Origin of the sequence: Rubrivivax gelatinosus (assembly GCF_016583785.1) — a bacterium.
Lineage (GTDB): Bacteria > Pseudomonadota > Gammaproteobacteria > Burkholderiales > Burkholderiaceae_C > Rubrivivax > Rubrivivax gelatinosus_B.
Map to the genome: position 1 here is coordinate 24,100 of NZ_NRRU01000038.1, position 21,811 is coordinate 45,910.

The 21,811-nt window shown below is 70.9% G+C and carries 19 protein-coding genes; 11 read left to right on the forward strand and 8 right to left on the reverse strand.

The window, feature by feature from the left end; translation table 11 throughout:
• Nucleotides 1-24 precede the first annotated feature (24 nt).
• The 7 genes from apbC to CKO43_RS11840 all read left to right on the forward strand — a co-directional run bounded on the left by apbC (nucleotide 25) and on the right by CKO43_RS11840 (nucleotide 9,133).
• On the forward strand, nucleotides 25-1,122 hold the full coding sequence (gene apbC / locus CKO43_RS11810; RefSeq protein WP_200229149.1) for an iron-sulfur cluster carrier protein ApbC: 1,098 nt from the start codon (nucleotides 25-27) through the stop codon (nucleotides 1,120-1,122).
• A gap of 132 nt (nucleotides 1,123-1,254) precedes the next feature.
• Nucleotides 1,255-2,925, forward strand: a complete 1,671-nt coding sequence (locus CKO43_RS11815) for an OFA family MFS transporter (RefSeq protein ID WP_200229147.1) — start codon at nucleotides 1,255-1,257, stop codon at nucleotides 2,923-2,925.
• A gap of 19 nt (nucleotides 2,926-2,944) precedes the next feature.
• Nucleotides 2,945-3,901, forward strand: a complete 957-nt coding sequence (locus CKO43_RS11820; RefSeq protein WP_200229145.1) for a LysR family transcriptional regulator — start codon at nucleotides 2,945-2,947, stop codon at nucleotides 3,899-3,901.
• 235 nt (nucleotides 3,902-4,136) lie between these two features.
• Nucleotides 4,137-4,547 (forward strand): NAD(P)H-dependent oxidoreductase subunit E, encoded by a 411-nt coding sequence (locus CKO43_RS11825; protein ID WP_200378752.1) that lies wholly within the window; start codon nucleotides 4,137-4,139, stop codon nucleotides 4,545-4,547.
• Nucleotides 4,544-6,016, forward strand: coding sequence for an NADH-ubiquinone oxidoreductase-F iron-sulfur binding region domain-containing protein (locus CKO43_RS11830; protein WP_200378753.1), 1,473 nt, complete (start codon nucleotides 4,544-4,546; stop codon nucleotides 6,014-6,016). Before CKO43_RS11825 ends, CKO43_RS11830 begins: the two co-directional genes overlap by 4 nt.
• The gene (gene fdhF / locus CKO43_RS11835; protein WP_200229139.1) at nucleotides 6,013-8,871 is read left to right on the forward strand and encodes a formate dehydrogenase subunit alpha; all 2,859 of its coding nucleotides are present in this window, start codon (nucleotides 6,013-6,015) and stop codon (nucleotides 8,869-8,871) included. The genes CKO43_RS11830 and fdhF overlap by 4 nt, the downstream gene beginning before the upstream one ends.
• Nucleotides 8,872-8,914: 43 nt before the next feature.
• Nucleotides 8,915-9,133, forward strand: a complete 219-nt coding sequence (locus tag CKO43_RS11840; RefSeq protein ID WP_200229137.1) for a formate dehydrogenase subunit delta — start codon at nucleotides 8,915-8,917, stop codon at nucleotides 9,131-9,133.
• Between the two features lie 10 nt (nucleotides 9,134-9,143).
• On the opposite strand, the gene CKO43_RS11845 is transcribed toward CKO43_RS11840, so the two are convergent.
• From CKO43_RS11845 to CKO43_RS11855, 3 genes are all read right to left on the reverse strand, one after another.
• Nucleotides 9,144-9,791: a hypothetical protein gene (locus tag CKO43_RS11845; protein ID WP_200229135.1), complete on the reverse strand. Its 648-nt coding sequence runs from the start codon at nucleotides 9,789-9,791 to the stop codon at nucleotides 9,144-9,146.
• 78 nt (nucleotides 9,792-9,869) lie between these two features.
• Nucleotides 9,870-11,423 (reverse strand): methyl-accepting chemotaxis protein, encoded by a 1,554-nt coding sequence (locus CKO43_RS11850; RefSeq protein ID WP_200378754.1) that lies wholly within the window; start codon nucleotides 11,421-11,423, stop codon nucleotides 9,870-9,872.
• A gap of 176 nt (nucleotides 11,424-11,599) precedes the next feature.
• Nucleotides 11,600-13,153, reverse strand: a complete 1,554-nt coding sequence (locus CKO43_RS11855) for a methyl-accepting chemotaxis protein (protein ID WP_200378755.1) — start codon at nucleotides 13,151-13,153, stop codon at nucleotides 11,600-11,602.
• A 163-nt stretch (nucleotides 13,154-13,316) separates the two neighbouring features.
• Here CKO43_RS11855 and CKO43_RS11860 point away from each other — a divergent pair, with 163 nt between their 5' ends.
• From CKO43_RS11860 to CKO43_RS11870, 3 genes are all read left to right on the forward strand, one after another.
• Nucleotides 13,317-13,883 carry a nitroreductase family protein gene (locus tag CKO43_RS11860; RefSeq protein WP_200229129.1) on the forward strand — a complete coding sequence of 189 codons (567 nt, stop codon included), beginning with the start codon at nucleotides 13,317-13,319 and terminating at the stop codon, nucleotides 13,881-13,883.
• Entirely contained in the window at nucleotides 13,880-14,914 is a 1,035-nt protein-coding gene (locus CKO43_RS11865) for a threonine aldolase family protein (protein ID WP_200378756.1), read from the forward strand. Before CKO43_RS11860 ends, CKO43_RS11865 begins: the two co-directional genes overlap by 4 nt.
• Before the next feature lie 229 nt (nucleotides 14,915-15,143).
• Entirely contained in the window at nucleotides 15,144-16,886 is a 1,743-nt protein-coding gene (locus tag CKO43_RS11870; RefSeq protein ID WP_346728246.1) for a S8 family peptidase, read from the forward strand.
• Between the two features lie 59 nt (nucleotides 16,887-16,945).
• Here CKO43_RS11870 and CKO43_RS11875 read toward each other — a convergent pair whose 3' ends face one another.
• Nucleotides 16,946-17,488, reverse strand: coding sequence for an Mpo1 family 2-hydroxy fatty acid dioxygenase (locus CKO43_RS11875; protein ID WP_200229125.1), 543 nt, complete (start codon nucleotides 17,486-17,488; stop codon nucleotides 16,946-16,948).
• Between the two features lie 139 nt (nucleotides 17,489-17,627).
• On the opposite strand from CKO43_RS11875, the gene dcd reads away from it, so the two are divergent.
• The gene (dcd, locus tag CKO43_RS11880) at nucleotides 17,628-18,197 is read left to right on the forward strand and encodes a dCTP deaminase (RefSeq protein ID WP_200229124.1); all 570 of its coding nucleotides are present in this window, start codon (nucleotides 17,628-17,630) and stop codon (nucleotides 18,195-18,197) included.
• Here dcd and CKO43_RS11885 read toward each other — a convergent pair whose 3' ends face one another.
• From CKO43_RS11885 to dinB, 4 genes are all read right to left on the reverse strand, one after another.
• On the reverse strand, nucleotides 18,198-18,464 hold the full coding sequence (locus tag CKO43_RS11885) for a hypothetical protein (RefSeq protein WP_200229123.1): 267 nt from the start codon (nucleotides 18,462-18,464) through the stop codon (nucleotides 18,198-18,200).
• A gap of 136 nt (nucleotides 18,465-18,600) precedes the next feature.
• Nucleotides 18,601-19,752, reverse strand: coding sequence for an alpha-hydroxy acid oxidase (locus CKO43_RS11890; RefSeq protein WP_200378758.1), 1,152 nt, complete (start codon nucleotides 19,750-19,752; stop codon nucleotides 18,601-18,603).
• A 74-nt stretch (nucleotides 19,753-19,826) separates the two neighbouring features.
• Nucleotides 19,827-20,291, reverse strand: a complete 465-nt coding sequence (locus tag CKO43_RS11895) for a hemerythrin domain-containing protein (protein WP_200229121.1) — start codon at nucleotides 20,289-20,291, stop codon at nucleotides 19,827-19,829.
• 68 nt (nucleotides 20,292-20,359) lie between these two features.
• Nucleotides 20,360-21,670 (reverse strand): DNA polymerase IV, encoded by a 1,311-nt coding sequence (gene dinB, locus CKO43_RS11900; protein ID WP_242481133.1) that lies wholly within the window; start codon nucleotides 21,668-21,670, stop codon nucleotides 20,360-20,362.
• Between the last annotated feature and the right edge of the window lie 141 nt (nucleotides 21,671-21,811).

Here is a 21,811-nt window from a genome sequence, read left to right on the forward strand (position 1 = left end):
CCTCCGCCACGAATCCTCCTCCCCATGGCCACCGTCACCGAGAGCGCGCTGCTCGAAGCGCTGAAGACCGTCGTCGACCCGAACACCGGCGCCGACCTGGTCTCGACCCGGCAGATCCGCAACATCCGCATCGCCGGCGGCGACGTGTCGTTCGACGTCGAACTCGGCTACCCGGCGAAGAGCCAGCTTGCGCCGCTGGCCGCGGCGCTGGAAGCGGCCGCACGCAGCGTGCCGGGCGTGGACAGCGCCCGCGCGGCGATGACGACCAAGATCGTCGCCCACGCGGTGCAGCGCGGCGTGCCGCTGCTGCCGGGCGTGAAGAACATCGTCGCCGTCGCCTCGGGCAAGGGCGGCGTCGGCAAGAGCACGACCAGCGTCAACCTGGCGCTGGCGCTGGCCGCCGAAGGTGCGAGCGTCGGCATCCTCGACGCCGACATCTACGGCCCGAGCCAGCCGACGATGCTGGGCGTGGCCGACGAGCGGCCTGAGAGCGCCGACGGCAAGACCATGGACCCGCTGGTCGGCCACGGCGTGCAGGTGATGTCGATCGGTTTCCTCGTCGACCCCGACCAGGCCATGATCTGGCGCGGCCCGATGGCCACCCAGGCGCTGGAGCAGCTGCTGCGCCAGACCAACTGGAAGGACCTGGACTACCTGATCGTCGACATGCCCCCGGGCACCGGCGACATTGCGCTGACGCTGGCGCAGCGTGTGCCGCTGACCGGCGCCGTCATCGTCACGACCCCGCAGGACATCGCGCTGCTCGACGCCAAGAAGGGCCTGACGATGTTCGAGAAGGTCGGCGTGCCCATCCTGGGCATCGTCGAGAACATGGCCGTCTACTGCTGCCCGAACTGCGGCCACACCGAACACATCTTCGGCGCCGACGGCGGCAAGCGCATGGCGGCGCAGTTCGGCGTCGAGTACCTGGGCGCGCTGCCGCTGGCGCTGTCCATCCGCGAACAGGCCGACGGCGGCCGGCCCACCGTCGTCGCCGAGCCCGAAGGCGAACTCGCCGCGCTCTACAAGACGATGGCACGCCGCATCGCGGTGCGCGTGGCGCAGAAGGCCAAGGACTTCTCGTCCAAGTTCCCGACGATCACGGTCTCCAAGGAGACCTGAGCCGTCCCCCGTCCGGTGGGCGCGCCCGTCGCGACCACCGGGCTGGCCCCGATGTGCGCCGGCAGCGGCCTGTTGCCTGATGCGCAGCCGCGCCGGCCTCCGAGCCGGCGCTTCCCCCTTGCAGGAGAACCGATGTCATCGATCCCGCACCCGGACGCGGGCGCTGCCCGCGGCTGGCTCGCCAAGGAGCGCATCATCGCGCCGCCGGGCTTCAACCGCTGGCTGGTGCCGCCGGCGGCGCTGGCCATCCACCTGTGCATCGGCATGGCCTACGGCTTCTCGGTGTTCTGGCTGCCGCTGTCCAAGGCGGTCGGCATCCAGGCGCCGCTGGCCTGCGGCCCCGAGATCGGCTTCTGGCAGGAGCTGTTCGTCAGCCACTGCGACTGGAAGATCAGCACGCTGGGCTGGATGTACACGCTGTTCTTCGTGCTGCTGGGCAGCTCGGCGGCGCTGTGGGGCGGCTGGCTGGAGCGCGTCGGCCCGCGCAAGGCCGGCGTCGTCAGCGCCGTCTGCTGGTGCGGCGGCATGCTGCTGTCGGCACTCGGCGTGCACCTGCACCAGTTCTGGCTGATGCTGCTGGGCTCGGGTGTCATCGGCGGCATCGGTCTGGGGCTGGGCTACATCTCGCCGGTGAGCACGCTGATCAAGTGGTTCCCCGACCGCCGCGGCATGGCCACCGGCATGGCGATCATGGGCTTCGGTGGCGGCGCGATGATCGGCTCGCCGCTGGCGGCCGAGCTGATGCAGCGTTTCGCCACGCCCAGCGACGTCGGCGTGATGCCGACCTTCGTCGTCATGGCCGCGGTCTACTTCGTCTTCATGATGGGCGGCGCGCTCGCCTACCGCGTGCCGGCGTCGAACTGGGCGCCGCCGGGCTGGGCGCCACCGCCGCGGCCGGCGGCCGGTGTCGCCAGCTCGATGATCACGCACGGCCACGTGCACGTGCGCAAGGTCTGGGGCATCCCGCAGTTCTGGCTGGTGTGGATGGTGCTGTGCATGAACGTCTCGGCCGGCATCGGCGTCATCGGCATGGCCAGCCCGATGCTGCAGGAGGTCTTCGGCGGCCGGCTGATCGGCGTCGACGCGCGTTTCGGCGAGCTCGACAAGGTGCAGCTGGCGGCGATCGCCGGCGTCGCCGCCGGCTTCACCGCGCTCTTGTCGCTGTTCAACATCGGCGGGCGTTTCTTCTGGGCGAGCCTGTCCGACCGCATCGGCCGCAAGGCAACCTACATCGTCTTCTTCGTGCTCGGCGGTGCGCTCTACGTCAGCGTGCCGGGCAGCGCCGGCGCCGGCAGCCTGCTTCTCTTCGTCGCCGCGTTCTGCGTCATCCTCAGCATGTACGGCGGCGGTTTTGCCACCGTGCCGGCCTACCTGGCCGACCTGTTCGGCACCCAGATGGTGGGCGCGATCCACGGCCGGCTGCTGACCGCCTGGGCGACGGCCGGCATCCTCGGCCCGGTGGTCGTCAACTACATGCGCGACTGGCAGCTGGGCCTGGGCATTCCGCGCGAGCAGGTCTACAACCAGACCATGTACATCCTCGCGGGCATGCTCGTCGTCGGCCTGGTCTGCAACCTGCTGGTGCGGCCGGTGAACCCGAAACACTTCATGGACGAAGCCGAACTCGCTGCCGAGAAGCGCCTGGCGCGTGACCGTGCGATTGCCGCCGAGAGCGGCCCCGGCACGATGAGCTTCCACGACAGCAGCCGGCTGCTGGTGGTGCTCGCCTGGGCCGCGGTCGGGATTCCGCTCGCCTGGGGCGTCTACCGCACGGGCTTGAGCGTGGCGCGTTTTTTCCACTGAAGCGGGGCAGGGACTGGCGATGAACCTGCTGGACGCCTACCGCTACCTGGTCGCACTCGAGCAGCACCGCCATTTCGGCCGCGCCGCCGCCGCCTGCCACATCACGCAGCCGGCGCTGTCGAACGCGCTGCGCGCGCTGGAGGAGCGTTTCGAGGTCGCGATCGTGCGCCGCGGCCGCCACTACGAAGGCCTGACGCCCGAAGGCGAACGGGTGCTCGCCAGCGCCCACCGGCTGCTGCACGAGCAGGAGCTGCTGGAGCAGGACCTGCGCGCCGGCCGGCCGCAGGGGCGGCTGGTGATCGGCGCGGTGCCGACGGCGCTGCCGGTGGCCGCGCGCCTGGCCGCGCGCCTGGTCGAACAGCACCCCGGCGTGCAGCCGCAGGTGCGTTCGCTGGCTTCGCAGGAGATCGAGCTCGGGCTGGAGAACCTGGCGCTCGACCTCGGCATCGGTTATGTCGAACGTGCGCCGGCGCGGCTGGCGACGCTGCCGCAGTACGTCGAGCGCCACTATCTGCTGCAGCGCGCGCGCCGTTCCGGCGTCGTGCTCGGTTTCGGCTCGCCGATGCCCTGGGCCGAAGCGGCGGCGCTGCCGCTGGCGCTGCTGTCGCCCGAGATGCACAACCGCGCCATCCTCGACGGCGTCTTCCGCGAGCTGGGCCTGGCGCCGCGGCCGGCGATCGAAACCAACTCGGTGCTGGCGCTGCTGGTCGCGGTGCAGGCCGGCGGCGTCGCCGCGGTGCTGCCGGGGGCGCTGGTCAGCACGCTGGCGACCCATGGCGAACTCGAGGCCCGGCCGCTGGTCGGCCCCGAACTGCTGACGCCGATCGGGCTGATGACCGCCGCCGGCGCCCGCCGCTCGCGCGCACTCGAAGCAGCGCTGGCGCTGGCGCAGGGCGAGGACTGGCTGGCCCATCTGCGCGCCCACACCGGCACGCTCGAAGCGGCTGCGCGGCAGCGCGCGCTGCGTCCGGACTGAATCTGGACGTGCAGTCCTTGCTGGCCTGATTCAGGCACGAGCACGACTTCGGGGGCGACAACCGGAGCCGCGGCCCTCGGGATATACCCGCGGCCATGCGCGGCGCCAAGCCGGCCGGCCGCCGCCGGTTTCCCTCGCAGCGCGGGCCTGCGGCCGCGCTTCGATTCGCCCGGCGAATCGCACGGTTCGTGTTTTCCATTGGACGGAGGATGAATTTGCGCCAGATCATGCCGCGATGATTCAGGACACCGTTGTCGCCGCCATCGCCCGCCACCAGGGCCGCGAAGGCCCGCTGCTGCCGATCCTGCACGACGTGCAGCATGCGATCGGCTACATCCCGCGTGAGGCGGTGCCGGAGATCGCACGCGCGCTCAACCTGTCGCGCGCCGAGGTCCACGGCGTCGTCAGCTACTACCACCACTTCCGCACCGAGCCGCCGGTGGCGCCGGTGCTGCAGATGTGCCGCGCCGAGTCCTGCCAGGCGATGGGCGCCGACGCGCTCTGGGAGCACGCCAAACACCACGATGGCTGCCAGCTCGAAGCCACCTACTGCCTGGGCCTGTGCGCCTCGTCGCCGGCAGCGATGCTGGGCGACCGGCCGCTGGCGCGGCTGACGCCGGAGAAGCTCGACGAGGCGCTGCGATGAGGCCGCGGCTCTACATCCCCGAAGACAGCGGCGCGCTCGCGGTCGGTGCCGACGACGTCGCCGAAGTCGCCGCGGCGCACGGTGCCGAGGTCTGGCGCACCAGCTCGCGCGGGCTGTTCTGGCTCGAGCCGCTGATCGAGGTCGACACGCCCGAAGGCCGTTTCGGCTGGGGGCCCTGCACCGCGGCCGACCTGCCGGCGGTGCTGGCCGGAGACCGCAGCCACCCCAAGGCCGTCGGCCTGCTGGCCGAGCTGCCCTATCTGAAGAACCAGCAGCGCCTGACCTTCGCGCGTGCCGGGCTGACGCGGCCGCTGTCGCTGGCCGACTACGAAGCCCACGGCGGTGGCGCCGGGCTGCGTGCGGCGCGGGCGATGACGCCCGAGGCCATCGTCCAGGCCGTCACCGACAGCGGCCTGCGCGGCCGCGGCGGCGCGGCTTTCCCCGCCGGCATCAAGTGGCGCACCGTCGCCCAGACGCCGGGCGAGCTGAAGTACGTGGTCTGCAACGGCGACGAGGGCGACTCCGGCACCTACGCCGACCGCATGCTGCTCGAAGGCGACCCCTTCCTGCTGATCGAAGGCATGGCGATCGCGGCACGTGCCGTCGGCGCCGCGCGCGGCTACGTCTACGCGCGCTCCGAGTACCCGCGCTCGGTCGAAGTCTTCGGCCGCGCGATCGAGGTCGCACGCGCCGCCGGCTGGCTCGACGGCTTCGATCTCGAGGTGCGCATGGGCGCCGGCAGCTACGTCTGCGGCGAAGAGACGGCGATGCTGGAAAGCCTGGAAGGCCGGCGCGGCGTGGTGCGCGCCAAGCCGCCGCTGCCGGCGATCGCGGGCCTGTTCGGCCGGCCCACCGTCATCAACAACCTGCTGACGCTGGCCGCGGTGCCGACCATCCTCGCCGAAGGCCCGGCTTTCTACCGCGACTTCGGCGTCGGCCGCTCCACCGGCACGATGCCGTTCCAGCTCGCCGGCAACCTGCGTTTTGCCGGCCTCGTCGAACGCGCTTTCGGCGTCACGCTGCGCGAGCTGCTGTTCGACTACGGCGGCGGCAGCGCCAGCGGCCGGCCGATCAAGGCGGTGCAGGTCGGCGGCCCGCTGGGCAGCTACGTGCCCGAAGCGCAGTGGGACGTGCCGCTGGCCTACGAGTCCTATGCCGCGATCGGCGCCGTGCTCGGCCACGGCGGCCTGGTCGTGCACGACGACCGCGCCGACATGGCGCGGCTGGCGCGCTACGCGATGGCTTTCTGCGCCCAGGAAAGCTGCGGCAAGTGCACGCCCTGCCGCATCGGCTCGACACGCGGCGTCGAGGTCATCGACAAGTTCCTTGCCGGCGATGCGCGCCAGGAGGAACTGCTGCGCGACCTCTGCGACACCATGGTGCACGGCAGCCTGTGCGCGATGGGCAGCATGACGCCGCTGCCGGTGCTGTCGGCGCTCAACCACTATCCCGGGGACTTCCGCCGATGAACACGACCGAAATCGACCACGGCACGCCGGCGCGCGACAGCGCCACCCGTGTCACGCTGACGATAGACGGCCAGAGCGTCACGGTGCCGGCCGGCACCTCGCTGATGCGCGCGGCGTCTGAAGCCGGCATCACGATCCCCAAGCTCTGCGCCACCGACAGCCTCGAGCCCTTCGGCTCGTGCCGGCTGTGCCTGTGCGAGATCGACGGCCGCCGCGGCTACCCCTCGTCGTGCACGACGCCGGCCGAAGCCGGCATGAACGTGCGCACGCAGAGCCCCAAGCTGGCGCAGATCCGCCGCGGCGTGATGGAGCTCTACATCAGCGACCACCCGCTGGACTGCCTGACCTGCGCCGCCAACGGCGACTGCGAGCTGCAGACCCAGGCCGGCGTCGTCGGCCTGCGCCACGTGCGCTACGGCTGGGACGGCGCCAACCACCTGGCGGCGGCCAAGGACGAGTCCAACCCGTACTTCACCTACGACGCCAGCAAGTGCATCGTCTGCAACCGCTGCGTGCGCGCCTGCGAAGAGACCCAGGGCACCTTCGCGCTGACGATCTCGGGCCGCGGCTTCGGCTCGCGGGTCTCGGCCGGCATGGACGAGCCTTTCCTCGAGAGCGAATGCGTCAGCTGCGGCGCCTGCGTCGCCGCCTGCCCGACCGCGACGCTGCAGGAAAAGACCGTCATCGAGATGGGCCTGCCCGAGCACTCGGTGGTCACGACCTGCGCCTACTGCGGCGTCGGCTGCGGCTTCAAGGCCGAGATGCAGGGCAACCGCGTCGTGCGCATGACGCCGTGGAAGGACGGCCGCGCCAACGAAGGCCACGCCTGCGTCAAGGGCCGCTTCGCCTGGGGCTACGCGACGCACAAGGACCGCGTCACCAAGCCGATGATCCGCGCCAAGATCACCGACCCCTGGCGCGAGGTCAGCTGGGACGAGGCCATTGCCTACGCCGCCAGCGAGTTCCGCCGCCTCCAGGCCGAACACGGCCGCGGCGCGGTCGGCGGCATCACCTCGTCGCGTTGCACCAACGAAGAGGCCTACCTGGTGCAGAAGCTGGTGCGGGCGGCTTTCGGCAACAACAACGTCGACACCTGCGCGCGCGTCTGCCACTCGCCCACCGGCTACGGCCTGGGCCAGACCTTCGGCACCTCGGCCGGCACCCAGACCTTCAAGTCGGTCGCGCACGCCGACGTCGTGCTCGTCATCGGCGCCAACCCGAGCGACGCGCACCCGGTGTTCGCCTCGCGCATGAAGCGCCGGCTGCGCCAGGGCGCCAAGTTGATCGTCATCGACCCGCGGCGCATCGACCTCGTCGCTTCGCCGCACGTCAAGGCCGAGTACCACCTGCAGCTGAGGCCCGGCACCAACGTCGCCGTGCTCGACGCGCTCGCCCACGTCATCGTCACCGAAGGCCTGGTCGACGAGGCCTTCGTCGCCGAACGCTGCGACCCGCGCAGCTTCGGCCAGTGGCGCGACTTCGTCGCCAGGCCCGATAACTCGCCCGAGGCGCTGGAGGCCGTCAGCGGCGTGCCGGCGGCCGCGGTGCGCGGCGCCGCGCGGCTGTACGCGACGCGCGGCCTCAACGCCGCGATCTACTACGGCCTGGGCGTCACCGAACACGCCCAGGGCTCGACCGCGGTGATGGCCATCGCCAACCTGGCGATGGCCACCGGCAACGTCGGCCGCGAAGGCGTCGGCGTGAACCCGCTGCGCGGCCAGAACAACGTGCAGGGCTCCTGCGACATGGGCAGCTTCCCGCACGAGCTGCCGGGTTACCGCCACATCAGCGACAGCACCGTGCGCGCCGAGTTCGACGCCGCCTGGGGCGTGACGCTGGACCCGGAGCCGGGGCTGCGCATCCCGAACATGTTCGACGCCGCGCTCGGCGGCAGCTTCAAGGGCCTGTACGTGCAGGGCGAGGACATCGTGCAGTCCGACCCCAACACCCAGCACGTCAACGCCGCGCTCGAGGCGCTGGAATGCCTGGTGGTGCAGGACATCTTCCTGAACGAAACCGCCAAGTTCGCCCACGTCTTCCTGCCCGGATCGAGCTTCCTCGAGAAGGACGGCACCTTCACCAACGCCGAACGCCGCATCAGCCGCGTGCGCCGGGTGATGCCGCCGCTGGCGGGCCTGGCCGACTGGGAGGTCACGGTGCGGCTGTCGAACGCGCTCGGTTACCCGATGGACTACGCCCACCCCGAGGCGGTGATGGCCGAAATCGCGGCGCTGACGCCCAGCTTCGCCGGCGTCAGCTACGAGAAGATCGAGCGCCTGGGCAGCGTGCAGTGGCCCTGCCACGCCGGCACCGAAGAAGCCGGCACCTCGGTGATGCACGTCGGTGGCTTCGTGCGCGGCAAGGGGCGCTTCGTCATCACCGCCTATCAGCCGAGCGACGAACGCGCCAACCGGCGCTTCCCGCTGCTCTTGACCACCGGCCGTGTGCTCAGCCAGTACAACGTCGGCGCGCAGACGCGGCGCACCGCCAACACCGCCTGGCACGAGGAGGACCGGCTGGAGCTGCACCCGGCCGACGCCGAGGAGCGCGGCGTCGTCGACGGCGACTGGGTCGGCATCACCAGCCGCGCCGGCGAGACCGTGCTGCGCGCGCGTGTCAGCGAGCGCGTCGCGCCGGGCGTGGTCTACACCACCTTCCACTTCCCCGAGTCGGGCGCCAACGTCATCACCACCGACAGCTCCGACTGGGCGACCAACTGCCCCGAGTACAAGGTGACCGCGGTGCAGGTGAACAAGGTGAGCCAGCCCAGCCGCTGGCAGCAGGACTACCAGCGTTTCAACGAGGCCCAGCTGCGTGCGCTGGCCGAACGCGAGAGCCCGGTGGCCGCCAAATGAGCGCCCGCTGCCGCCTGTGTCTTCAACCGGAGCACCCGACGCGATGAACGCCGACCAACTGGTCCAGATGGCCAACCGCATCGCCGCCTTCTTCGCCGCGATGCCCGATCACGGCGAAGCGGTCGACGGCGTCGCGACCCATCTGCGCAAGTTCTGGGAGCCGCGCATGCGCGAGCAGCTGCGCGCGCTGATCGACGCCGGCCAGCCCGACCTGCACCCGCTGGTGCACGAGGCCTTCGGGCTGCTGGCCGCGCGCGCCTAGCGCGAAGCGGTCAGCGCCGCGAGTTGCGGAACTGCGCCCAGGCGACGAGCGCGATCAGCGGCAGCGACAGCTCGATCGTCTCCTCCAGCGAGCCGACGAGCAGCCCGACCGCCGGCGGGAAGACGATGCCGGCCTCCTCGACGAGCAGGTTCAGCGAGCGGTCGAGCAGCTTGGTGATCACCATCGTGACGATGAAGATCACGACGCTGGTGGCCACCGGGTCGCGTCGCTGCCAGAGCTGAAGCAGCGGCCGGGCCTGGCGCAGCAGCAGCGTCAGCACCGCCAGCGCCACCGCCGCGACGGCCAGGAAGGCGAAGAGCCGCGTCTGCCACGGTGCGTCGCCGAGGTAGTAGCTGACCTTGAGCACGCTCTTGCCGGTGAAGGCCTTGTGCCAGTCCATCTCGCGCGCGCCGAAGCCCGCGAACAGCACGGCCAGCGCCAGCCGCGTCGGCGCCTGGATGCGCGGCGACAGCAGGAAGACGAGGGCGCAGACGAAGTAGAGCGCGGCGTTCGTGCCTTCGATCGGGCCGTTCTCGGCCTTCAGCCAGCGCAGGGTTTCAGGGCTCAGCAGCAGCCAGAACAGCGTGGCAGCGATCGCGGCCGCGATCGGCCACCAGACGGCGAGCCAGCGGCCGCCGCGGGGAGTCGGTTGGAACATGTCGGGAATCTGACGGGCAAACCCCCAAGTCTAGGGGTTTGCCATCGGTGATGCCCCGCGCCGCCGGGTCTGCCCCGCTCAGGACCCGCTGAGCTGGAAGCGGCCGGCGATCTCGACCAGCTTGGCGGCCTGCTGGCGCAGGCTGTCGGTGGCCGCGGCGTTCTCCTCGACGAGGGCCGAGTTTTCCTGCGTCGCGCGGTCGAGGTCGGTGACGGCGTCGTTGACCTGGCCTATGCCCTGGGTCTGCTCGGCGCTGGCAGCGCTGATCTGGGTCATCAGCCGGGCGACGTTCTGGAACTCGGCGAGAACCTCCTGCATCGTGCTGCCGGCTTCGCCGACGAAACGCACGCCGGAGTCGACGGTCTCGACGCTGGCGCCGATCAGCGACTTGATCTCGCGCGCCGCCTGGGTGCAGCGCTGCGCGAGGTTGCGCACCTCGCCGGCGACGACCGCGAAACCGCGGCCCTGTTCGCCGGCGCGTGCCGCCTCGACCGCGGCGTTCAAGGCCAGGATGTTGGTCTGGAAGGCGATGCCGTCGATGGTGCCGATGATGTCGGCGATGCGGCGCGAGCTGGCCGCCACTTCCTCCATCGTGCGCACCGCACGCGTGATCGCTTCGCCGCCGCGGCCGGCGGTGCCGCCGGCACTGGCGGCGGCGTCGCTGGCCTGGCGTGCGGTGGCGGCGTTCTGGGCAACGGTGCCGGCGAGCTGCTCCATCGACGCGGCGGTCTGCTGCAGGCTGCTGGCCTGCGACTCGGTGCGCCGGCTCAGGTCGGCGGTGCCGCCGGCGATCTCGCCGGAACCGGCGGCGATGCTTTCGCAGCCGGCTCGCACGTGGCCGACCAGGTCGGCGAGGTTGTCGTTCATGCGCTGCAGCGCCGTCAGCAACTGCCCGGTCTCGTCGTCGCGCTGCACCGTGATGCGGGTGCTCAGGTTGCCGGCGGCGACGGTTTCGGCAAAACGCACCGCTTCGCGGATCGGCTGCACGACCGAGCGGCCGACGGCCCAGGCGACGACGGCGCCGATCAGCGCGGACAGGCCGCCCAGACCCAGCATCAGCCAGCCGTCACGCGCCGTCTGCTGGCGCACCTCCTGCGCAGCGTGGTGCATCTGGTCGCGCTGGTAGTCGACGAGCGCTTCGATCGCCTGGAAGTAGTTCTCCTGGCGCGTCGTCAGTTCACCCTGCATCAGCTTGCGCGCTTCGTCGGAGCGGCCGTCGGCGTCGAGGTCGCCGACTTCGTTGAGGGTGTGCATATAGGGTTCACGCGCGGCCTTCAGCGCGAGCAGCAGCTTCTTGGCGGCGTCGCCCTGGATCGTGGCTTCCAGCGCCGCCAACGTGTCCTTGTTCTGCTGCGCCATGCCGGCGATCCGGTCCATTTCGGCGCGCGCGGCCGCCGGGTCGCTGCGCAGCATCGCGTCGCGCAGCGCCTGCGCGCCCCGCAGCGCGTTGTGCTTGAGCACGTTCAGGTGTTCCACCTTGACCATCCGGTCGTCGACGATCCTGCTCAGCTGCTCGTTGGCGGCGTTGAGCTCGAAGCGTGAAAACAGGGCCATGCCGACGGCCAGCAGGCCGACGACGGCAAAGCCGGCGGCCAGACGGCTGCCGATCGACAGCCCCTTGATGGATCGCATTTTTCTCTCCCACCGCCCCATGCGGCGCCACCTCGCTTCGACCGGGAAACAACCAAATTGAACCAAACAATCAAAGCAAGGTTGAGCCTTGTCAGACAACCAAGGGCAAACCCTTGGTCGTGGGCATAGTTCACGCTCCCCGACTCAGGTCCTGGCGTTCCCGGCCGCGGCGCGGCTCAGGCGTGGGCGAGCTGGAAGCGGCCGGCGATCTCGACCAGCTTGGCGGCCTGCTGGCGCAGGCTGTCGGTGGCCGCGGCGTTCTCTTCGACGAGTGCGGAGTTTTCCTGCGTCGCGCGGTCGAGGTCGGTGACGGCGTCGTTGACCTGGCCTATGCCCTGGGTCTGCTCGGCGCTGGCGGCGCTGATCTGGGTCATCAGGCGGGCGACGTTCTGCACCTCCTCGACGACTTGCCGCATCGTGCTGCCGGCCTCGCCGACGAAACGCACGCCGGCGTCGACGGTCTCGGTGCTGGCGCCGATCAGTGCCTTGATCTCGCGCGCCGCCTGGGTGCAGCGCTGGGCGAGGTTGCGCACCTCGCCGGCGACGACCGCGAAACCGCGGCCCTGTTCGCCGGCGCGGGCCGCTTCGACCGCGGCGTTCAAGGCCAGGATGTTGGTCTGGAAGGCGATGCCGTCGATGGTGCCGATGATGTCGGCGATGCGGCGCGAACTGGCCGCCACCTCTTCCATCGTGCTGACCGCACGGGCGACCGCAGCGCCGCCACGGCTGGCCGTGGCGCCGGCGGTGGCGGCGGCGTCGCTGGCCTGGCGTGCGGTGGCGGCGTTCTGGGCGACGGTGCCGGCGAGCTGCTCCATCGAGGCCGCGGTCTGCTCCAGGCTGCTGGCCTGCGACTCGGTGCGCCGGCTCAGGTCGGCGGTGCCGCCGGCGATCTCGCCGGAACCGGCGGCGATGCTCTCGCAACCGGCGCGCACGTGGCCGACCAGGTCGGACAGGTTGGCATTCATGCGCTTGAGGGCCGTCATCAGCTGCGCGGTCTCGTCGCGGCCGTCGACGACGATGTTCGAGCTGAGGTCACCCTCGGCGACGGTCTCGGCGATCTTGACCGCGGCCTGCAGCGGCCGCACGACCGACCGTCCCACGGTCCAGGCGATCAGCCCGCCCAGCGCCGCGGCGAGCGCGGCCAGCGCGAACATCAGCGTGCTGCTGCGGTCGGCACTGGCACGCACCTCCTGCGCACCGTCGGTCATCAGCCCGCGCTGGAAGGCCACGAGTGCCTCGATGGCGTCGAAATAACGCTGCTGCTGCGGCGTCAGCGTGCGCATCAGCAGGTCGCGCGCTTCGTCGTCGCGGTTTGCCAGGCCAAGCGCGAGCACCTGCTTCATCGACTCCAGATAGGGCGCGCGGGCCGCGCCCAGCTCGGCCAGCAGCTCGCGGCCGCGGCCGATCTGGATCGTGCCGTCCAGGGCCTGCATCAGCTCCGCGTTGTTCAAGGACATGCCGTCGATGCGGGCCTTTTCGGCCGCGGCAGCCTGCAGGTCGTCGAGCAGCACGGCGTTGCGCACCGCCTGGGCGCCCAGCTGCGCGTTGTCTTTCAGTTTCAGCAGTTGCTGCACCTTGACCATGCGGTCATTGACGACCAGCGTCAGTTCGCTGCTGGCATGGTTGAGCTGAGCGCGCGAGAACAGCGCCATGCCGACGGCAAGCAGCACGACGGCCGCGAATCCGGCCGCCAGGCGGGCCCCGATGGACAGTCTCTGAAACAAGGACATGACAAGCCTCTGCTGGCCACGGTATGCGGCCTCCCTGCCAGCTATCGGGAGCGGTCTGCCCGAATTGATAAAAACAGTGTGTTCAAAATTGTTTGAGATCAAGCTGCTTCCCCGGGCGCAGGGCGTGCGGCCGGAGTTCACGATTCGCTTACGCTAGCGGCCGATGAACACCTCGCTACAACTGCTGCTGACGCGCCATTCGCTGGGCGCCAAACACCTGGTCGATCCCGCACCGGACGACGCCGCGCTGAACCAGATGGCCGAGGCCGCGCTGCACGCGCCCGACCATGGCGAACTCGTGCCCTACCGCTTCGTCGTCGTGCGTGGCGCGGCGCGTGAACGGCTGGCCGCCGCCTTCACCGCCGCCGCGCTGCGTGCCGGCAAGGACGAAGCCGGTGCCGCACTCGACGCCGAGCGGGCTGCACGACCGCCGGTCACGGTGGCGCTGCTCGCGCGCCTGGACCTGGGGCATCCGCAGGTGCCGGCGCACGAACAGTGGATCGCCGTCGGCGCGGCGCTGGCCAACTACCTGAACGCGGCGCACGCGCTCGGGTTCGCCGGCAAGATGCTCTCGGGCGCCAAGGTGCGCGACGCCGGGCTGCAGGCGGCGTTCTGCGGGCCCGGCGAGACCCTGGTCGGCTGGGTCGTGCTCGGCACCCCGGCGCGGCCCCCCTCGACCCGCGCGGCCAAGGCCGCCGCCCGCGACATCTGGCAGGACTGGACCGAATGAACCCGATCGACCTGCGTTCCGACACCGTCACCCGGCCGACGCCGGCGATGCGCGCCGCGATGGCCGCCGCCGAGGTCGGCGACGACCAGTACGGCGAGGACCCCACGACAAATGCGCTGCAGCGCCGCTGCGCCGAGCTGCTGGGCAAGGAAGCGGCGATCTGGCTGCCTTCGGGCACGATGGCCAACCAGGTCGCGCTGCGCGTGCTGACGCGCCCGGGCGACGAGGTCGTCGCGGCGCGCGAATGCCACGCCGCCTGGCACGAGACCGGCGGTTCGGCGGCGAACGCCGGCGTGCAGATCGTCGAAGTCGGCCGCGGCGGTGTCTTCGACGTCGACGAGCTCGAAGCCGCGATCAAGCCGCGCGGCCTGCCGGTGTTCCCGCCGACGACGCTGGTGCAGATCGAGAACACGCACAACCGTGCCGGCGGCGTGGTCGTGCCGCAGGCGATGGTCGAGCGCGTCTGCACGCGGGCGCGCGAGCTGGGCCTGGCGAGCTATCTGGACGGCGCGCGGCTGTGGAACGCCGCCATCGCCAGCGGCCGGCCGGAAGCCGAACTCGCGGCGCCGTTCGATCTGGTCGGCGTCTCGTTCTCGAAGGGGCTGGGCGCGCCCGGCGGCTCGCTGCTGGCCGGGCCGCGTGCGCTGATCACCGCCTGCGACCGCCACCGCCGCATGCTCGGCGGCGCGATGCGCCAGAACGGCATCTTCGCCGCCGCGGCGCTGCATGCGCTCGACCAGCACCGCGAGCGCCTGGCCGAGGACCACCGCAACGCCCGCGTGCTGGCCGAGGCGCTGGCCGGCTGCCCGGGCGTCGAGCTCGACCTGGCGACGGTGCAGACCAACATCGTCGTCTTCCGCCTGGCGCCCGGAGCCCCGGACGCCGCGAGCCTGGTCGCCCGCGCGCGCGAACGCGGCGTGCTGCTGGTCGCCTTCGCCGCGCGCACCGTGCGCGCCGTGACCCATCTCGACGTCGACGCCGCACAGACTGCACGCGCCGCCACCGTGCTGGGCGAGCTGCTGGCGCGGTGACCGGACGCGACACGAGCGCAAGCAAACGCAAGAGTGGGGGTGGGCGGGAAACGCCGGCTTCACGCCGGCCTCCCGGGGCCGAACATGCCGGGGCGCCGTGCTGTGCGCCCGGCGTCGGGCCGGTTGTCCGGTCCGAAACATGTCACCGCCCGTCATCGGGCGCCCGGGAGGCTAATCGATGATTCCAATCGTTTCGCGGGCCGGTCGGCTCGCCGCCATCGCTGCGGCCGTGGCCGCCGTCTTCAGTCAGCACGCCGTCGCCGGCGGTGCCGATCTCGCCGTGCTCGACGCCCAGGCGCTCGAGCAGCGCGCGCAGTGGACCGACCAGCTGATCGTCAAGTACCGCAAGGGCACGGCCGGTTTCTCGCTCGGCGACGCGCAGACCCTGGCCAAAGCGCAGGCCGTCGTCAACCGCGCCGGGTTGCAGATGCGGCTGCTGCGCCGTGACGCGCGCCAGGCGGCGGTGATGAAGCTGGACCAGCGCGTGACGCTGGCGCGGTTGCGCGAAGTCGCCGCCGCCGTGGCTGCGGCCGATGCGGACATCGAGTACGTCGAACCCGACCGGCTGCTGCAGCCGATGGCGACGCCCAACGACTCGCGCTACGCCGACCAGTGGCACTACTACGAAGCCACCGCCGGGCTGGACCTGCCCGCCGCCTGGGACAGCAGCACCGGCAGCGGCGTCGTCGTCGCGGTGCTGGACACCGGCTACCGGCCGCACGCCGACCTGGCGGCCAACATCGTCGGCGGCTACGACATGATCAAGGACACCGCCGTCTCCAACGACGGCGACGCGCGTGATGCCGACGCGAAGGACCCGGGCGACTGGGTCGCGGCCGGCGAATGCGGCACCGGCACCTCGGCGTCCAGCAGTTCCTGGCACGGCACCCACGTCGCCGGCACGATCGCGGCGCTGACGAACAACGCCAGCGGGGTCGCCGGAGTCGCCTACGGCGCCAGGATCCTGCCGGTGCGCGTGCTGGGCAAATGCGGCGGCTACACCAGCGACATCGCCGACGGCATCACCTGGGCCACCGGCGGCAGCGTCAGCGGCCTGCCGACGAACGCCTATCCGGCCAAGGTGGTGAGCCTGTCGCTGGGCGGCAGCGGCAGCTGCGACACGACGACGCAGACGGCGATCAACGGCGCGCGCAGCCGCGGTGCCGTTGTCGTCGTCGCCGCCGGCAACAGCAACGCCAACGCCGCGAACTACTCGCCGGCGAGCTGCTCGGGCGTGATCGCCGTGGCTGCGGTCAACCGCAGCGGCGGCCGCGCCTACTACTCCAACTACGGCAGCGTCGTCGACGTTGCCGCGCCCGGCGGCGACATGCGCAGCGCCAGCGCCGACGGCATCCTGTCGACGCTCAACAGCGGCAGCACGACGCCGGGCGCCGACAGCTACGCCTACTACCAGGGCACCTCGATGGCGACGCCGCACGTCTCGGGCGCGGTGGCGCTGATGCTGGCGCGCAATGCGGCGCTGACGCCGGATCAGGTCGAAAGCCTGCTCAAGAGCTCGGCCCGCGCCTTCCCGGCGACCTGCTCGCAGTGCGGCACGGGCATCGTCGACGCCGCCGCGGCGGTGGCGGCGGCCGTCGGTGGCGGCACCGGGGGCACGCCGACGCCGGTGGCCGAGGTCGAGAGCAACAACACGCGCTCGACGGCGCAGTCGGTGACGGCGAACCCGGCGCAGGTCAGCGGCAGCATCTCGTCGAGCAGCGACACCGACTACTACAAGGTGACGCTGGCCGTCGGCAAGACGCTGAGCGCGACGCTGACGCCGCCGTCGGCGGCCGACTTCGACCTCTATCTGTACAGCAGCAGCGGCAGCACGCTGGCGAGCAGCACGCTGGGTACCGGCCAGGTCGACGCGCTGAGCTACGCCAACACCGGCAGCAGCGCGCTGACGCTGTACGTGCGCGTGCTGCGCTACAGCAGCACCGGCAGCTACACGCTGGGCCTGTCGCAGTGAGAAGGGGCCCGGCCGCGTGCCGGGCGCGAAGACGGGCCGCCGTGGCGGCCCGTCTTCGTTCAGGTGGCCGGATGCGCCAGATCGCGCACGATGGTCGGGCCGACGCGGTGTTCGATGCGTTCGACCAGCGTCTTGAACCAGCCGGCCATCGCCAGCAGTTCCATCACGACGAACATCGGGCCGACGAGCAGGCCGACCAGGTCGTCGGCGAATGCCGGCTTGCGGCCTTCGTAGTAGTGGCCCAGGAACTGGATGGTCCAGCCGACGGCGAAGCAGCCGGCGCCGAGCGCCAGCCAGGCGAGCCGGCCGGTCTCGGCCAGCGGCTGCGCCAGCGCCACCAGTGCGGCCACCGCCAGCGACACCGCCAACCCGAGCGCGAACTCGCCGCGGGTCAGGTACCAGAGCGCTGCCGGCACGAACAACAACCACGCCGGCGACAGGCTCAGGCCGCCGAACTCGAACACCGGCCGCGACAGCAGCACGCCGATCGAGAACACGATCAGCGGCACGCCGACGAAGTGGGTGAGGATGTTGCGTTCGTCCCGGTGGTAGCGGGCGTACTGGGCCAGCAGGTCGATCGCGGGGCGGAACGGGCTCGGCATCGGCGCTTCTCCTTCGCGAAAGATGTTAACGATCTGATCGGCCGCGTGCCGCCCGGCTTGAGTTGACCCACGTGCCGGAGGCGGCATTTCCCGCACAATCGCGCCTTTTCGACGCGGCCGGGCCGTCCAGAGGACAGAAGTGAGCATCAAGAGCGACAAGTGGATCCGCCGCATGGCCGAGCAGCAGGGCATGATCGAGCCGTTCGAGCCCGGCCAGGTGCGGCAGTCGGCCGACGGCCAGCGCATCGTCAGCTACGGCACCAGCAGCTACGGCTACGACATCCGCTGCGCGCGCGAGTTCAAGGTCTTCACCAACGTGCACAGCACCGTCGTCGACCCGAAGAACTTCGACGAGAAGAGCTTCGTCGACATCGAGGCCGACGTCTGCATCATCCCGCCGAACAGCTTCGCGCTCGCGCGCACCGTCGAGTACTTCCGCATCCCGCGCAACGTGCTGACGATCTGCCTGGGCAAGAGCACCTATGCGCGCTGCGGCATCATCGTCAACGTGACGCCCTTCGAGCCCGAGTGGGAAGGCTACGTGACGCTGGAGTTCAGCAACACGACGCCGCTGCCGGCCAAGATCTACGCCGGCGAGGGCTGCGCCCAGGTGCTGTTCTTCGAGAGCGACGAAGTCTGCGAGACCAGCTACCGCGACCGCGGCGGCAAGTACCAGGGCCAGGTCGGCGTCACGCTGCCCAAGACCTGATCAGCCCAGCGCCGGCAGCCAGTCGCAGCGCAGCCGGCCGCTGACGTGCAGGCGCTCGCGCAGCCGCACGTAGAGCGAGGGCGCGAAGAACGCCGGCACGCACAGCGCCAGCATCCAGCTCCAGTGCAGCATCAGCGCCGGTGCGACGCCCATCCAGCCCAGCACCCACAGCGTCAGCATCATGTCCCAGGCGTGGTATTCGAGCGGCGCCTCGCGGCGGTGCTCGACTTGCCAGCGCTTGATGCGCGACATCTGACTCACGTTCATGGGGCGCTCCGGCGCTGGGGTTGACCAAGGGTAAACCCCAGTCTACGACATCGACCTGGGCCCGATCGCCGGGACAGGACGTCAAGAGCGTGGCAAATGCAACGCCCAAGCGCCAGACCACGAATCGGAACGCCACTCAGGTCGGGAACGTTCCCGGCAGCAGGATGTCGGTGCCGAGTTCGGCGACGCGCTTCCTGCCGCAGAAGGCCATCGTCAGGTCGAGTTCCTTGTGGATGATCTGCAGCGCTTTCGTCACGCCGGCCTCGCCCATCGCGCCCAGGCCGTAGAGGAAGGCGCGGCCGATGTAGGTGCCGCGGGCGCCGAGCGCCACCGCCTTCAGCACGTCCTGGCCCGAGCGGATGCCGCCGTCCATGTGGACCTCGATGCGCGAGCCGACTTCGGCCGCGATCGCCGGCAGCGCGCGGATGCTGGACTCGGCGCCGTCGAGCTGGCGCCCGCCGTGGTTGCTGACGATCAACGCGTCGGCGCCGGACGCGACCGCCAGGCGCGCGTCCTCGACGTCCTGGATGCCTTTGAGGATCAGCTTGCCGCCCCAGCGCTTCTTGATCCACTCGACGTCGTTCCAGTTCAGCCGCGGGTCGAACTGCTGTGCCGTCCAGGCGCCCAGGCTGCTCATGTCGGCGACGCCGCTGACGTGGCCTACGATGTTGCCGAAGCCGCGGCGCTTCGTGCCCAGCATGCCCCGGCACCAGCGCGGCTTGCTCGCCAGGTTGATCAGGTTGGTCAAAGTCAGCTTGGGCGGCGCCGACAGCCCGTTCTTCAGGTCCTTGTGGCGCTGGCCGAGGATCTGCAGGTCCAGCGTCAGCACCAGCGCGCCGCAGCCGGCGGCCTGGGCGCGTGCGATCAGGCGCTCGATGAAGTCGCGGTCGCGCATCACGTAGAGCTGAAACCAGAACGGCGCCTTCGTGTGTGCGGCCACGTCCTCGATCGAGCAGATGCTCATCGTCGACAGCGTGAACGGGATGCCGAAGGCTTCGGCGGCACGCGCGGCCAGGATCTCACCGTCGGCGTGCTGCATGCCGGTCAGGCCGGTCGGCGCGATCGCCACCGGCATCGCCACCGGCACGCCGACCATCGTCGTCGCGGTGCTGCGGCCTTCCATGTCGACGGCGACACGCTGGCGCAGCTTGATCGCCTGGAAGTCGCTCTCGTTGGCGCGGTAGGTGCTCTCGGTCCAGGAGCCTGAGTCGGCGTAGTCGTAGAACATGCGCGGCACCCGCTTCTTCGCGAGCACACGCAGGTCTTCGATGTCGGTGATGACGGGCATCGGCAGTCTCCTCGGCAGGCGATGCTACCGAGTGCTGCCGCCCGTAGCAGCGGGCGCGGCGCCGGGGGTGCCGATCAGGAGGCGCAGGCGGCGTAGGCCGTCGCGGCCGGCGGCGGCATCCGCGCCGGGTCGGCGGGCACGTAGGCCATCGAGGCCATGCACTGCGCGAGGCTGGCGTCCATCGTGCGCGCGTGCGCCGGGAACCACTCGACGAGTTCGTCGAAGAGCTGCCGCGCCAGCACGACGTCGCCGTCCAGGCGCAGCCGGTCCAGCACCTCGTGCATTGCCTTGAGCACCTGGGCGTGCTGGTAGGAGTGGCAGTTCTGGGGCGCGAAACCCATGCCCAGCATCCAGTGCTCTTCCTGGGCGAAATGGCCTTCGGTGTGTTCGACCACCGCGTCCAGCGCCAGCTCCAGCAGCTTCTCCGGGCCGTCGAACGCCGCATCCAGCGTCGCCAGCAGGTCGACGAACTCGTGGTGCGTGGCATCCATCTGCGGCTGGTTCAGCGCCAGCGAATCGGACCAGGAGAGGGTGGACATGGCGGCAGCGCTTTCTTTGATGACGGGCCCAGACTAGGCGCGCGTTTGTATCGAATTTTTGCGCTGGCTCAATCCGGCGAAGGGCTGTCCCGACTGTCGCCGCGGGTGTCCTGCTGTTTGTCGGCCACGACCGGTGCCGGCGCCGAGGGTGGCGCATCGAAGAACGGCAGTTCGGGCTCGGCCATCGCCGGTGCCGGCCGGGTGGTGCGCGCGCCACGGGCAGCGCCGGTCGCGGCCGCGCTTTCGGCGCGCTGCAGCGTGCCGGCGCGCACGCCCAGCAGTCGCAGCCGGCGCGACAGGTCCACGCGTTTGAGGCATTGACCGGCGGCGCGGCGGATGGCGGCGGCGTCCAGCACCGGAGCCGGCAGCGTCAGGTCGCGCGTGACGGTGCGGAAATCGTCGTAGCGCAGCTTGATGCCGATGGTGCGTGCGGCGTAGCCCTTGCGCTGCAGGTCGGCGGCGACACGTTCGGCGAGGTCGGTGAAGACCGCGGTCAGCCGCGCCCGGTCCTGCACCGCGTGCAGGTCGCGTTCGAAGGTGGTTTCGCGGCTCACCGACACCGGTTCGCTGTGGGTGACGATCAGCCGGTCGTCGCGGCCGTGGGCGGCGTCGTCCAGCCAGGCGCCGTAGCTGCGGCCGAAGTGCTGCTGCAGCCAGTCGCGTTCGCGCGCGGCGAGCTCGCCTATCGTGTCCACGCCCAGCGTCGCCAGCCTGGCGCCGGCCTTGGGGCCGATGCCGTTGATGCGCCGCACCGGCAGCGGCCAGATGCGGGTCGGCAGTTCCTCGGCGGTGACGATCGTCAGGCCGTCGGGTTTGTCCAGTTCGGAGGCGATCTTGGACAGCAGCTTGTTCGGCGTGACGCCGATCGAACAGACCAGCCCGGTCGTGCGGCGCACGTTGTTGCGGATCTCCTGGGCGACGGCGCGCACGCCGCCGGCCGGGTCGTGGCCGACGCTGTCCTGGGCGCCGGGCACCTCGCTGAGGTCGATGTAGATCTCGTCGATGCCGCGGTCCTCGATCACCGGGGCGATCTCGGCGACCGCGGCCTTGAACAGGCGCGAGTAGCGCCGGTACTCGTCGAAGTCGGTCGGCAGCAGCACCGCCTGCGGGCAGCGCATTGCCGCCTTCATCAGCCCCATGCCCGAATGCACGCCGTAGTCGCGCGCGGCGTAGGTGGCGGTGGTGACGACGCCGCGGCCGGCATAGCCGGCCAGCGTCGCGAACTTGCGGCTGCCGTCGGCCAGCGTCTCGGGCTGGTGGCGCCGGCCGCCGCCGACGACGACCGGCTGCCCGCGCAGCTCCGGGTAGCGCAGCATCTCGACCGACGCGTAGAACGCGTCCATGTCCAGATGCGCGATCCAGCGCCGCGGAGTTTTCATCGGCGCCGGGCGCCGCGCGCGTTCAGGCGCCGGCCAGGCGCGCGCGGTGGCGCTCGACCTGGGCGCGCACCTGCGCCGGCGCGGTGCTGACGCTGGTGGGCTCGCTGAACGCGCGCAACGTCGTCGGCGGCACCGCGAAGA